A 12558-nucleotide genomic window follows, 5' to 3' on the forward strand; every position below is an offset into this window, starting at 1 on the left:
ACACCGTTCAATGTTTAGCGCCAGTTCAACGTCAGGCGCTTTGTCAGGATTTTATCATGGTGGTATTGCTGCTAAATCAACGAAACACCCTGGCGGGATTTCAATGGTTCTTTTTTATCTTCTGCAACACCGTGGTGGTGCCGCCGACATTACAATCTGCTTTTCAGCTTCCCGCCAGCGCGCTGATTACGCTTACCCAATACGGTTTTATTACCACCGGGCTGGCGTGTCTGGCGCAGGCGCTGCTGGGCCACCGTCGCGCGATTATGGAGGGGCCGACGGGGCTATGGTGGAGCACCATCCTCACCGTCGCCGTCGGCGAAGCCGCGCGCGGCACCGCGTTCGACAGCATTGCGGCCAGCCTGGCGGTGGGTATCTTTCTCTCAGCCGTTCTGACCATCATTATTGGCGTCAGCGGCATCGGTCATCGCCTGGCGAAGCTCTTCAGCCCGACGGTGATGGTCTTTTTTATGCTGCTGCTCGGTGCGCAGCTGACGACCATATTTTTTAAAGGCATGCTCGGGCTGCCCTTTAGTTCGACCCAGGCCAATGCCGCCATTCAACTGGCGCCCTTTGGCCTCGCGCTGGCGGTGATGATCCTGGTGCTGGGGATGATTATTTTTCTCCCGGACGGCATCGCCCGCTACGCTCTGCTGACAGGAACCCTGGCGGGATGGGCGAGCTGGTACCTGCTGTTTCGCACGCCGCCCGCCACGGCGGCATCCGGGCCGATTCACTGGCAATGGTTTCCGCTCGGCTACGGCGAAGAACTACGCCCAGGCATTATCCTGACGGCGCTGCTGGCCGGGCTGGTGAATATCACCAATACCTACGGCGCCATTCGCGGCACCGACGTTTTTTATCCCCAACAGGGCGCCAGTAATAGCCGCTACCGACGCAGCTTTATTATCTCCGGCCTGATGACCTTAATAACGGTTCCTCTTAGCGTGGTGCCGTTTTCACCGTTTGTTTCGTCGATAGGCTTATTAACCCAAACCGGAGAAACCTCGCGCCAGCCGTTTATTATCGGCTGCCTGTGTTGTCTTTTAGTTGGCCTGTTTACGCCGCTGACCCACTTTTTTACCACGCTGCCGCTGCCGATTAGCAGCGCGGTCATGCTGGTCTCTTATCTGCCGTTGTTATATTCCAGCTTATCGTTCAGTAAACAAATTACCTTCACCGCGCGAAATATCTACCGGCTGGCGCTGCCGCTCTTTATCGGTATTTTTTTAATGGGTCTGCCGCCAGTTTATCTCCAGACGCTACCCCTGATAATTCGACCGCTATTAGGCAACGGCTTATTAATCGGCGTGCTGCTGGCGGTAGTGATGGAAAATCTCATTCCCTGGGATCGTATTAAGTCATGACAGCAAAAAGGATCAACAATGAAAATTATTATTGTACCGGACTCTTTCAAAGAGAGCGTCAGCGCCAGCCGCTGCGCCCAGGCGATAAAAGCGGGCTTTGTCTCAATTTTCCCGCAGGCGGAGTGCGTCTGCCTGCCGATTGCCGACGGCGGCGAAGGAACGGTTGAGGCGATGGTCGAGGCCACTGACGGCAAAATGGTGATGCTGCCGGTCATGGGGCCGATGGGCGATTTTGTCGGCGCCTTCTACGGCCTGAGCGGCGACGGGCAAACCGCATTTATTGAGATGGCGGCGGCCAGCGGGCTGATGCTGGTTCCCGCCGGGGAGCGTAACCCCCTGCGGGCTACCAGCTACGGCACCGGCGAGCTGATTCGCCATGCGCTGGACGCCGGGGTTCGCCATATTATTCTCGGTATTGGCGGTAGCGCCACGGTAGACGGCGGGATGGGTATGGCCCAGGCGCTGGGGGCGCGCTTTCTGGATGAGCGCGGCGAGAGCGTCGGCCTTGGCGGCGGGGCGTTACAGCGGTTGGTAAAAATAGACCTAAGCGACCTCGATCCGCGCCTTCACGATTGCCGGATTGAGGTGGCCTGCGACGTCGATAACCCGCTGCTCGGCGAACGCGGCGCGGCGGCGGTTTTTGGTCCGCAAAAAGGGGCTTGCATAGAAATGGTTGCCGTTCTGGAGCGCGGGTTACAAAACTACGCTCGGGTTATGCTGGCGGCTACCGGTCAGGATGTCGCGGCGATGGTCGGCGGCGGCGCTGCCGGCGGAATGGGCGCGGCGGCCCGGGTTTTCCTTAACGCTACGCTGAAATCAGGTATCGATATTGTGCTGGAAGCGGTTCATCTGGAGGAGGCGCTGCGCGATGCGGACCTGGTGATCACCGGCGAAGGACGAATGGATTCGCAAACCGTTGGCGGCAAAGCGCCTGTCGGCGTGGCGCGGATCGCCAAAAAGTACGACATCCCGGTTATCGGTATCGCGGGCGTGCTGGGCGACGGCGTTGAAGCGGTGCATCAGCACGGTATTGATGCGGTATTCAGTATTTTACCCGCGCTGGCGCCGCTGGCCGAGGTGCTGGATCGCGGCGAGCAGAATCTCTATGCCTGCGCGCGTAATATTGCCTGCGCAATAAAATTAGGTCAGCAAATCCCCGTCTGAATAAAAAATGCCACGGTTTTCACCGTGGCAAAATCCAACATAGCTAAACAAAAAAGTGAACTTAATCAGTGACAATCAGATCTCAACGTCGCGATGGCAATCTTTCGAGTAAATATAGCTAAACGCCTCGCGCCCGACGCCGTATCCGGCCTGTAGTGAATAAGCGCCCATAAAGATATAGTCGCCTTTTTTCACCGGCACCCAGTTGTTGTCGAGGTTATAAACGCCCTGGCCGGAGAGAATATAGGCACCGTGTTCCTGGACGTGGGTTTCGATATAACCGTGGCTGGCTCCCGGCTCGAAGGAGAGAATATGCATGTTCATATCGAAGCCCAGCTCTTTCGGCAGGAAATCGATCAGGATAACGTCTTCCATTCCTTCATAATGAATTCGCTCCAGCTGGCTGACGTTGCCGGTAACCAGATAAGGGGCGTGATTCTCAACCGCAATATAGCGGCGCTTGTAGAGGAACAGCTGGCTGTTGCCTGAGCGGTTATTGATGAAGGTAAGTTTCTCGCCCGGCGGGCAGTAAATATAGCCGCCTTTGGTTAGCGGGAAGCTTTTGCCTTGCGCCCCGGCGGTGATTTCCCCCTCAATCACATACAGGAAGGTCTCAATCCCTTCGCCGCCGAAACCGCCCGGATTACCGCCATTTTCATGCAGCGTCACCAGATAATCCACAAAGGTCGCGCCTAATTTCGGCGTTGACAGAATGGTCACATCGCAATTAGTAAAACCCGGAATAATATTTTTGACCAGACCGTCCGGCGTCAGCAGCGCATAATTGCCGTGGCGCACGATGGAACGGCTGGCCAGTAAATCGTCGCGATAGCCAACCACATTATTTAAATAACCCATTATCTTTTCCTTATTCAGTCCAGGCCAGTTGATGCAACATTAAGGCCAGCGTTTTTACGCCTTCCGCCAGATCGTCGATATGCGTGCTTTCCGCCGGGTTATGGCTGATGCCCTTAATGCTCGGCATAAAGATCATGCAGGTCGGGAAGCAGGGGGCGAAAATTTGTGCGTCGTGGCCCGCGCCGCTGTGCATCACGCGGAAATTCACCCTCTCTTTCTCACAAAGCGCGGTGAGCCGGGCCACCAGCGTTTTATCCATCAGAACCGGGGCTTCATCCATCCACAAGTCGATTTCAATGCCAATCTCCATTTCCCGGCAGATCCGCCGCATATCGGCTTCAATCACTTCCGTAAAGGCCGTTAACTCACGGGCATCGGTATGGCGGCAGTCCATGGTGAAAACCGTTTTACCCGGCACCACGTTAACGGTATTCGGCTGCGGATCGACCTTGCCGAAGGTGAGCACCAGCGGGTCGCCGTGGGCCTTCGCTTTGGCGATAGACTCGCAGCAGATGCGGCTAAACGCATGAACGGTATCGCGGCGGTAGCCCATTGGTGTGGTACCGGCATGATTGGACTCGCCGGTGAGGGTGACGGTGTAGCGGCGCTGTCCGACGATGGCGTTGACCACGCCGATGGATTGCTTATTGGTTTCCAGCACCCGGCCCTGTTCGATATGCAGCTCGACGAAGGCTTTAATATCCCGGCGCGGCGCCAGCGGGGCGGCGGGCAGCGTGAATCCGCACTGCTTCATGGCATCGACAAACGCCACGCCTTTGGCGTCATTAATCTCGCGCACGTCCGCCGGGTTGGCGATGCCGACGATATTTTTGCTACCCCAGAAGACATAAGGGAAGCGGCTGCCTTCTTCCTCGGCCAGCGCCAGCACTTCGACGGTACGCAGCGGTGCGCCGTAGGTCTCTTTTAGCCAGCGTACCGCCAGCCAGGCCGCCAGCGCGCCGAACTGACCGTCAAGATTACCGCCGTTGACCACGCTATCAATATGCGAACCGCTGAGGATAACTTCGTCGGGAAAGCGCGTACCGGGCAGGCGGCCATAAAGGTTGCCGACTTCATCAAAGCGCGTTTCCAGCCCGCTTTCGCTCATCCGTTGTTTAAACGCCTGCTGCGCCTGTAACCATTCCGGCGAATAGAGCAGGCGGGTAATTCCCCCGGTCGGGTCGGCGCCGAAAGAGGAAAGCCAGGGCAAGGTCTCTTCTATTGCCTGTCGAAAATAATGAGCCATACGCAACTCCTGTATTTTAATTTATTGAGCAAAAGGGGAATGGGTTTCATAAGAGCGGTTATATAAAGCGTCCGAAACCAGATAGTCATAAATTTCATCAACGATTTCGATACCATCCACCGCGCTGTTTTTCTCATTGATATCCAGGTTCTGCCCCGGGTAATAAACCTGGTTAAATCCGGGGGCTGGGGCAATGGCGTTTAATTCGCGCATGGTGTCGCTGATATGCTGACGGAATAACGCGCTGGAGGAGAAAAACGCCGGGTTGATAACGATATGCAGCTGACCCAGCTCGCGTCCCTGGCTGAGGTTGTCGTACATCGAGCTGACCTGGCGGCCAAAGGGCAGGTTGAGCAAAATGCCGGAGAGCACGTCGATCATCATCATCAGGCCGTAGCCTTTCGGACCGGCTGCCGGAAGCAGGGCGTGGACGGCAAAGGGGTCGCTGGTCGGCGCGCCGTTTTTATCCACCGCCCAGCTATCGGGGATGGTTTCATGGCGCGAGCGGGCGTCGAGAATTTTCCCCCAGGCCTGCACGGTAGTCGCCATATCGAAGGTAATGATATCGTCGCCCTCGCCGGGCGCGGCGAAGGCCAGCGGGTTAGTGCCGTAATAGATTTCCGCGCCGCCGAAAGGCACGACCATCGGATCCGACTGACACAGCGAAAGCCCGATAAATCCGGCGCGGGCCGCCTGCTGAACGAAATAAGAGATCGCCCCGCTATGCCCCATGCGGCGGATGCCGACCACGGCGACGCCGTTTTCCCGGGCAATCTCTATCGCGTGCTCCATGCCCATTTTGGCAGCGACCTGACCAGCGGCATTATCGGCATGCAAAATGCCGCTGCAGGGACCTGTTTTTTCAAAGGTAAAGTTGGGTTGACGGTTAGTTCCGCCTTTTGCAATACGTTCCGCATAATATTCAACGCGGACCGCGCCGTGCGAATGAATGCCTCTTGCATCGGCATAAACCAGCACATCGGCAATAATATCCGCGTGATTATGAGTAAGCCCTGCTATGTTCAGCTTATTGGCAATAAGCTGATGAAGTGTTTCCCGACTGACTTTCATCTGTCTTCCTTTTAACGACGGTGTAGAGCCTGACTGACGATTAAAATACGGGGAAAATAAACTTAAATTGTGATCTGCATTGGTAAAAATAGTTAGTTAGATTTTATTTAATAATCACCGCGGGTTTATCAGAAGGGACCCGGTTAATCTATTCATTGAAAATTCCGGGCTAATGCCTTCGGCTTTATTTGAAAGCGTCTTGTAATAATTTCCATGTGATATGGCTCACGCCGCCGATAATTTTATCTCGTTAGCCTGATTGCAGATTATTCATGCTCATTCAATTGCAATGGGTGCAATTATTGGGGAGTTATTATGATCCATGCCTTTATAAAAAAGGGCTGTTTTCAGGATTCAGTCAGCTTAATGATTATTTCGCGTAAGCTGAGCGAGTCAGAAAATGTCGACGATGTTTCGGTGATGATGGGCACACCGGCAAATAAATCGCTGCTGGAAACCACCGGCTTCTGGCACGACGATTTTACCACCGCGACGCCGAATGATATTTGCGTGGCGATTCGCGCCGATGGCGCGGATGCGTCGGTGGCGGAAATGATTAACGCCCGTCTTGATGAGGCCCTCGCCGCCCTGGCGCAGGGGAGCGGGCAGAGTCAGAGCCTTAGCGTGGTTCGCCGCTGGCAGAGCGCGACGCAAAAGCTGCCGCAGGCCAATATGGCCTTAATTTCGGTTGCCGGAGAGTACGCCGCGGAGCTGGCCCAGCAGGCGCTCAGCAGCGAGAAAAACGTGATGATCTTCTCCGATAACGTCACGCTGGAAGATGAAATCGCCCTGAAAACCCGCGCCCGCGACAAAGGGCTGCTGGTGATGGGGCCGGACTGCGGCACCGCTATGATTGCCGGAACCCCGCTGGCTTTCGCCAACGTCACGCCGGACGGCAACATTGGCGTGATTGGCGCATCCGGCACCGGTATTCAGGAACTGGTCTCGCAAATCGTCCTTGGCGGGGAAGGGATCAGCCATGCGATTGGCCTCGGCGGGCGCGACCTGAGCGCCGAGGTGGGCGGCATCAGCGCGCAAACGGCGCTGGAAATGCTGACCCAGGACGGGCAGAGCCAGGTGCTGGCCTTTGTCTCGAAGCCGCCCGCCGAGGCGGTGCGCCAGAAGGTGATTAGCGCCATGAAGCGCAGCGCTAAGCCGGTGGTGGCGCTGTTTCTCGGCTATGCGCCGCCCGCCGCCCGCGATGAAAACGTCTGGTTCGCCCGCACCCTGGATGAGGCCGGGCGCCTGGCCTGCCTGCTGGCGCGCGTCGCGCGTTACCAGCAAACCCTGAGCGCAGTCGCGGGCAAGCAAATTCGCGGTTTATACACCGGCGGCACGCTGGCCGCGGAATCCGCCGGGTTGCTCGCCGAACGGCTGAACATCACCCCTGACGCTCATCATCCGCAGGGCATGATGCTCAATGCGCAGGGCCATCAGGTTGTCGATCTCGGCGATGATTTTTACACCGTTGGCCGCCCGCATCCGATGATCGACCCCTCCCTGCGCAACCAACTGATTGCCGAACTGGGCGAGGAAAATCAGGTCGGCGTGCTGCTGCTGGACGTGGTGATTGGCTACGGCGCGACCGCCGATCCCGCCGAATCGCTGGTGGAAGCCTGCCTGCGGGCGTGGGCGGTGAGAGATGAGCGCCATCCGCTGCATATCATCGCCACGGTGACCGGCACCGAAAGCGACCCGCAGTGCCGTTCCCGGCAGATTGCTTCCCTCGAAGATGCGGGGATCGTGGTGGTCGATAGCCTTCCTGAAGCCACGCTGCTCGCCAGCGCGCTGATTAGCCCGCAGCGGATGGCGGAACTGGCCCCGCGCGCCAGCCTGCTGGACGGCGTGGCGGTGATTAACGCTGGTCTGCGCAGCTTCGCGCTCGATTTACAGTCCGCCGGAACGCCGGTTGTCCACTATCAGTGGGCGCCGATCGCCGGGGGGAATAAGAAACTGGCTCGTTTATTAGAACGTTTGCAATAAGAGGTCTCTATGTTTACATCAGTGGCGCAGGCCAATGACGCAGTAATAGAACGAATTCGTAATGCACGTCCGCACTGGCTGGATGTGCAGCCAGCGGGTTCTTTAATCGGGGCGCTGAATCAGAACAAAACCCTGCTCCACGCCGGGCCGCCGATGCGCTGGCAGGAGATGACCGGCCCGATGAAAGGAGCCTGTATCGGCGCATGCTTATTCGAAGGCTGGGCGCAGGATGAAAAAACCGCCCACGCGATGCTGGAAGGCGGCGAGATTACCTTTATTCCCTGCCACCACGTTAACGCCGTTGGCCCGATGGGCGGGATAACCTCGCCGAATATGCCGATGCTGGTGGTGGAGAACATCGCCGAAGGCAACCGCGCCTATTGCAACCTGAATGAAGGGATTGGCAAGGTGATGCGTTTCGGCGCCTACGGTGAAGACGTGCAGCAGCGCCTGCGCTGGATGCGCGATGTGCTGATGCCGGTCCTCAGCGCGGCGCTGAAACAGATGGAACGCGGCATCGACCTGACCGCGATGATGGCCCAGGGCATCACCATGGGCGATGAGTTCCACCAGCGCAATATCGCCACCTCCGCGCTGCTAATGCGCACGCTGGCCCCTTATCTGGCGCGACTTAATCACGATAAGCAGCAGATTGCCGAGGTGATGGATTTCCTCGCCATTACCGATCAGTTCTTCCTCAACCTGGCGATGGCCTACTGTAAAGCGGCGATGGATTCCGGGGCGCAAATTCGCGCGGGCAGCATCGTCACCGCGATGACCCGCAACGGCAATATGTTCGGTATTCGCGTCAGCGGGCTGGGCGAGCGCTGGTTTACCGCGCCGGTCAACACCCCGCAGGGACTGTTCTTTACCGGCTTCACCCAGGATCAGGCCAACCCGGATATGGGCGACAGCGCCATTACCGAAACCTTCGGCATCGGCGGTGCAGCGATGATCGCCGCTCCCGGCGTCACGCGCTTTGTCGGCGCGGGCGGGATGGAGGCGGCGAAATCCGTTTCCGAGGAGATGGCGGAAATCTTCCTGGAACGCAATATGCAGCTGCAAATTCCGGGCTGGGATTTCCAGGGCGCCTGTCTGGGGCTGGATATTCGCCGGGTGGTGGAAACCGGGATTACGCCGCTGATCAACACCGGCATCGCTCACAAAGAGGCGGGGATCGGCCAGATTGGCGCCGGGACCGTCAGAGCGCCGCTGGCCTGCTTTGAGCTGGCGCTGGAAGCGCTGGCGGACGAGCTGGGCGTAAGCTAAGGAGCGCGCGATGCAGATTATCCGTCCGCTGACAGGCAGCGTTGATGCGCCGGACCATCGCCAGCCGTGGCGAACCGGCGGCCTCTGGCAGCGCACTATCAACCTCTATGTTGAAGGCGGCGCATTGCTGACGCTGCATCGTCATGGGCAGGGCATCAGTCCCGGCGGATGGGTATTACGTCATCGCGATTTTATCCGCCTGCATGGGGCGCTGCGGGCGGGCGCTCTGCCTGCGGCGGGCGAAAATGGCATTCAGGTTGATGACCTTTTGCTGTCGCCGCCGCGCAGACGCTGCTCCCTGCGGCCTTGCTATCAGCCCGCTGGCGCTCGCTTACCGAAAGCGCTGGTGGATCGCCCGGAAGAGACCGGGCTGTTCGGGCCGCTGTCGCAGGCGGTTCATCCACCACTGCATCCTGAATTGCGGCAATTACGCCACTGTTTTGCCTCAGCGCTGCGCGGGAACGCCGTTGACTGGCGGCTGTGGCTGGGCAAGGGGCCGGGCCTGACGCCGAGCCTGGACGATATGCTGATCGGCATGATGCTGGCGGCCTGGCGCGCGGGGCGGATGTCGCGCCACGGCGGGCAGGCTTTCTTTCGCACATCCGGGGATCTGCACGCGGCGACGACCCAGGTGAGCGTCAATTATTTACGCTATGCCAGCGCGGGGCGCTTCGCCTCGCCGCTGCTGCATTTTTCTCACGCGCTTCAGCGCGGACGACGTATTGAACCCGCCGTCGAAGCCCTGCTGGCGATGGGCCACACCTCCGGCGCGGATACCCTGCTGGGATTCTGGCTGGCGCAACACATTATCTAAGGAAAAATCATGAAAACGCTGGTGGTTGCCCTCGGCGGCAACGCTTTATTGCAGCGCGGGGAAGCGCTGACCGTGGAAAATCAGTACCGCAATATTGATAGCGCGGTTCCGGCGCTGGCGCGCCTGGCGCAGAAGTACCGGCTGGCGATTGTCCACGGCAACGGGCCGCAGGTGGGCCTGCTGTCGCTGCAAAACCTCGCTTATGGCGATGTCGAACCTTACCCGCTGGACGTGCTGGTGGCGGAGAGTCAGGGGATGATTGGCTATATGCTGGCCCAGCGCCTGGCGCAGGAAGCATTGATGCCGCCGGTCTCGACGGTGATGACGCGCATCGCGGTAGCCTCGAACGATCCGGCATTTTCAGCCCCGGAGAAGTTTATTGGTCCGGTTTACGAACCTGAGCTACAGGCGCAGCTTGAAGCCGAATACGGCTGGACGATGAAGCGTGACGGCAAATATCTGCGCCGGGTGGTTCCCTCGCCGACTCCGGTGAGGATTGAGGAGAGCGAGTCGATTGAGCGCCTGCTGGGCGAAGGTCATGCGGTGATCTGCTGCGGCGGCGGGGGGATCCCGGTGCTGGAGTGCGGGCGCGGCGCGGAAGCGGTGATCGATAAAGACCTCGCGGCTGCGCTATTGGCGGAGCAGATTAACGCCGATGGCCTGGTGATCCTCACCGACGCCGATGCGGTGTATGAGCACTGGGGCACCCCGATGCAGCGGCCTATTCGCGAAGCGACGCCGGAAGCGCTGGCGCCTTTTGCCCGCAACGATGGCGCGATGGGGCCGAAAATCGCGGCGGTCAGCGGTTACGTTCGCCGCCGGGGCAAGCGGGCGTGGATTGGCGCGCTGTCGCGCATTGATGACACTCTGGCTGGATTGGCGGGAACGTGTATCAAGCCCTGATGCGTTGGCGAAACTTACCAGCGGCGCAGACTGTAAAATAGCGTGCGCTTTTCCCCCGGGGGCGGCGCCTTGTGCGGGCTACGGGGGAGTGCTCTCTGGTAGCCCGGACAGGTGCGCAGCGCCGCCTCCGAGAAAGTTCCAGAAGGAGACGGGCATCTGGCGGTTTTTGTAGCCCGGCTAAGGCGCAGCGCGCCGCGAGCCGGGATAATGGGGGGCTGGATTACGCCAGCTGCGCCTGCGCCCAGACGATGCCGCTGGCGTATTCCGGCGGCAGCAGCGGCTTCAACGCTTCCAGCGTCGCGCTCAGGCGGTCGGTATCGCTGTCGGTCAGGTTCAGGTGTCCGACTTTACGACCCGGACGCACCTCTTTGTCATACCAGTGCAGATGCACCAGCGGCAGCTTCAGCCAGTCATAGTTCAGATCGGTACCGATCAGGTTGATCATTACCGACGGGCTGTTTACCACCGGCTGCGGCAGGGGGAGATCGGTGATCGCCCGCAGATGCAGTTCGAACTGGCTAATCGACGCGCCGTTCTGCGTCCAGTGGCCGCTATTATGGACTCGCGGCGCCAGTTCGTTAATCAGCAGGCCATCGGCGGTGACGAAACACTCCATCGCCATTACGCCAACGTAGCCCAGCTCATTCATGATCGCCGTCAGCATTTGCTCTGCCTGCGCCTGCTGCTTCGTATTTGCCTGTGGGAAAGCGACGCTGGTACGCAAAATACCGTCCTGATGCAGGTTGCGGGTCAGCGGATAGAAGACCGTGCTGCCGTCCCGGGCGCGAGCGCCGACCAGCGACACTTCATCGGAGAAGTTAATCCCCTGCTCGACGATACACTCGCCGTAGTTATCATCCGGTAGCTGCGCGGTTTCGTTTTCCCGCAAACGCCACTGGCCGCGGCCATCGTAGCCGCCGACGCGGCGCTTAACGATAGCCAGCTCGCCGAGACGGGCGAACACCGCGGGCCACTCGCTTTTATCCGCCAGAAGCTGCCACGGCGCGGTAGCGAGCGCCAGCTTATCGAACAGCTGCTTTTGCGTCAGACGGTCGGCGATAATCGGGAAGACGTCGCGGTTAACGAACGCGGAATGACGCGCCAGCTCGCGGGTCAGCGCGGTTTCCGGCCAGCGTTCAATCTCTGCGGTAATCACGCTTTGCTGTACCGGCACCGCTTCCGGGTCGGCTTCCAGACCAACCGGCCAGACCGCAATACCCAGCGGCTCACCGGCCTGACGCAGCATTCGGCCTAGCTGGCCGTTGCCGAGAACGCACACCTGCTTCATGCCGCACCCCGCGGGTCCGGGTTATCCAGCACTTCATCGGTCTGCGCCTGACGCCAGGCGCTGAGGCGCTGGAGGAGTTCAGCATCGTGCTGGGCGAGGATCTGCGCCGCCAGCAGGGCGGCGTTGGCGGCGCCGGCTTTACCGATCGCCAGCGTGCCAACCGGGATACCGCGCGGCATCTGGACGATGGAGTAGAGACTGTCAACGCCGCTTAACGCTGCGCTCTGAACCGGCACGCCTAACACCGGCACCAGGGTTTTCGCCGCAATCATACCCGGCAGATGCGCCGCGCCGCCCGCACCGGCGATAATCACCTGATAACCGTTCTCTTGCGCGCCTTCGGCGAAGCTGAACAGTTTATCGGGCGTGCGGTGGGCGGAGACCACTTCGACATGGTACGGAACGTTCAGGGCATCAAGGATTTCTGCGGTAAACTGCATGGTAGCCCAGTCGCTTTTGGACCCCATCACGATGGCGATACGCGCCGAATTATTGCGGGAAGACATGCGTCTTAAAACTCCTGTGGGTGTGTTTCACACTGCTTTAGAGGCCACAGAGAATAGCATGAACTGACGGCAAGGAAAACGGTTGCGTA

Annotated in this window: 11 protein-coding genes; 6 read left to right on the top strand and 5 right to left on the bottom strand. The window is 59.2% G+C overall.

Features of this window, described 5'->3' with window-relative positions; all coding sequences use genetic code 11:
- The first annotated feature begins 56 nt into the window (after positions 1–56).
- On the top strand, positions 57–1367 hold the full coding sequence (locus BWI76_RS07020; protein ID WP_004137883.1) for a uracil/xanthine transporter: 1311 nt from the start codon (positions 57–59) through the stop codon (positions 1365–1367).
- A gap of 18 nt (positions 1368–1385) precedes the next feature.
- The gene (gene glxK, locus BWI76_RS07025; RefSeq protein WP_004137881.1) at positions 1386–2531 is read left to right on the top strand and encodes a glycerate 3-kinase; all 1146 of its coding nucleotides are present in this window, start codon (positions 1386–1388) and stop codon (positions 2529–2531) included.
- A gap of 75 nt (positions 2532–2606) precedes the next feature.
- Here glxK and allE read toward each other — a convergent pair whose 3' ends face one another.
- The 3 genes from allE to allD are packed head-to-tail and all read right to left on the bottom strand — an operon-like array spanning position 2607 to position 5706.
- The gene (gene allE, locus BWI76_RS07030; protein WP_004137879.1) at positions 2607–3389 is read right to left on the bottom strand and encodes a (S)-ureidoglycine aminohydrolase; all 783 of its coding nucleotides are present in this window, start codon (positions 3387–3389) and stop codon (positions 2607–2609) included.
- Between the two features lie 10 nt (positions 3390–3399).
- A complete protein-coding gene (gene allC, locus BWI76_RS07035) occupies positions 3400–4635 on the bottom strand; it encodes an allantoate deiminase (RefSeq protein ID WP_004137877.1) in 1236 nt (411 codons plus the stop codon).
- A gap of 21 nt (positions 4636–4656) precedes the next feature.
- Positions 4657–5706 carry an ureidoglycolate dehydrogenase gene (gene allD / locus BWI76_RS07040; RefSeq protein WP_004137875.1) on the bottom strand — a complete coding sequence of 350 codons (1050 nt, stop codon included), beginning with the start codon at positions 5704–5706 and terminating at the stop codon, positions 4657–4659.
- A 315-nt stretch (positions 5707–6021) separates the two neighbouring features.
- On the opposite strand from allD, the gene BWI76_RS07045 reads away from it, so the two are divergent.
- The 4 genes from BWI76_RS07045 to BWI76_RS07060 are packed head-to-tail and all read left to right on the top strand — an operon-like array spanning position 6022 to position 10675.
- The gene (locus BWI76_RS07045) at positions 6022–7689 is read left to right on the top strand and encodes an acyl-CoA synthetase FdrA (RefSeq protein ID WP_004137872.1); all 1668 of its coding nucleotides are present in this window, start codon (positions 6022–6024) and stop codon (positions 7687–7689) included.
- Between the two features lie 9 nt (positions 7690–7698).
- The gene (locus BWI76_RS07050) at positions 7699–8958 is read left to right on the top strand and encodes a DUF1116 domain-containing protein (protein ID WP_004137870.1); all 1260 of its coding nucleotides are present in this window, start codon (positions 7699–7701) and stop codon (positions 8956–8958) included.
- A gap of 10 nt (positions 8959–8968) precedes the next feature.
- A complete protein-coding gene (locus tag BWI76_RS07055) occupies positions 8969–9772 on the top strand; it encodes a DUF2877 domain-containing protein (RefSeq protein ID WP_004137868.1) in 804 nt (267 codons plus the stop codon).
- Positions 9773–9781: 9 nt separating this feature from the next.
- Positions 9782–10675: a carbamate kinase gene (locus BWI76_RS07060; RefSeq protein WP_004137866.1), complete on the top strand. Its 894-nt coding sequence runs from the start codon at positions 9782–9784 to the stop codon at positions 10673–10675.
- A gap of 220 nt (positions 10676–10895) precedes the next feature.
- Here BWI76_RS07060 and purK read toward each other — a convergent pair whose 3' ends face one another.
- Both purK and purE read right to left on the bottom strand, forming a co-directional pair.
- Positions 10896–11963 carry a 5-(carboxyamino)imidazole ribonucleotide synthase gene (purK, locus tag BWI76_RS07065; RefSeq protein ID WP_004137864.1) on the bottom strand — a complete coding sequence of 356 codons (1068 nt, stop codon included), beginning with the start codon at positions 11961–11963 and terminating at the stop codon, positions 10896–10898.
- Entirely contained in the window at positions 11960–12469 is a 510-nt protein-coding gene (gene purE / locus BWI76_RS07070) for a 5-(carboxyamino)imidazole ribonucleotide mutase (RefSeq protein ID WP_004137862.1), read from the bottom strand. Before purE ends, purK begins: the two co-directional genes overlap by 4 nt.
- Between the last annotated feature and the right edge of the window lie 89 nt (positions 12470–12558).

The organism is Klebsiella sp. M5al (assembly GCF_002090195.1).
In the GTDB taxonomy this organism is placed as follows: Bacteria; Pseudomonadota; Gammaproteobacteria; order Enterobacterales; family Enterobacteriaceae; genus Klebsiella; species Klebsiella grimontii.

Coding starts and splice junctions, on each gene's coding strand:
- purK (WP_004137864.1), bottom strand. CDS start 11,963: ATGAAGCAGGTGTGCGTTCTCGGCAACGGCCAGCTAGGCCGAATGCTG.
- purE (WP_004137862.1), bottom strand. CDS start 12,469: ATGTCTTCCCGCAATAATTCGGCGCGTATCGCCATCGTGATGGGGTCC.
- BWI76_RS07055 (WP_004137868.1), top strand. CDS start 8,969: ATGCAGATTATCCGTCCGCTGACAGGCAGCGTTGATGCGCCGGACCAT.
- allC (WP_004137877.1), bottom strand. CDS start 4,635: ATGGCTCATTATTTTCGACAGGCAATAGAAGAGACCTTGCCCTGGCTT.
- allD (WP_004137875.1), bottom strand. CDS start 5,706: ATGAAAGTCAGTCGGGAAACACTTCATCAGCTTATTGCCAATAAGCTG.
- BWI76_RS07045 (WP_004137872.1), top strand. CDS start 6,022: ATGATCCATGCCTTTATAAAAAAGGGCTGTTTTCAGGATTCAGTCAGC.
- BWI76_RS07060 (WP_004137866.1), top strand. CDS start 9,782: ATGAAAACGCTGGTGGTTGCCCTCGGCGGCAACGCTTTATTGCAGCGC.
- BWI76_RS07020 (WP_004137883.1), top strand. CDS start 57: ATGGTGGTATTGCTGCTAAATCAACGAAACACCCTGGCGGGATTTCAA.
- BWI76_RS07050 (WP_004137870.1), top strand. CDS start 7,699: ATGTTTACATCAGTGGCGCAGGCCAATGACGCAGTAATAGAACGAATT.
- allE (WP_004137879.1), bottom strand. CDS start 3,389: ATGGGTTATTTAAATAATGTGGTTGGCTATCGCGACGATTTACTGGCC.
- glxK (WP_004137881.1), top strand. CDS start 1,386: ATGAAAATTATTATTGTACCGGACTCTTTCAAAGAGAGCGTCAGCGCC.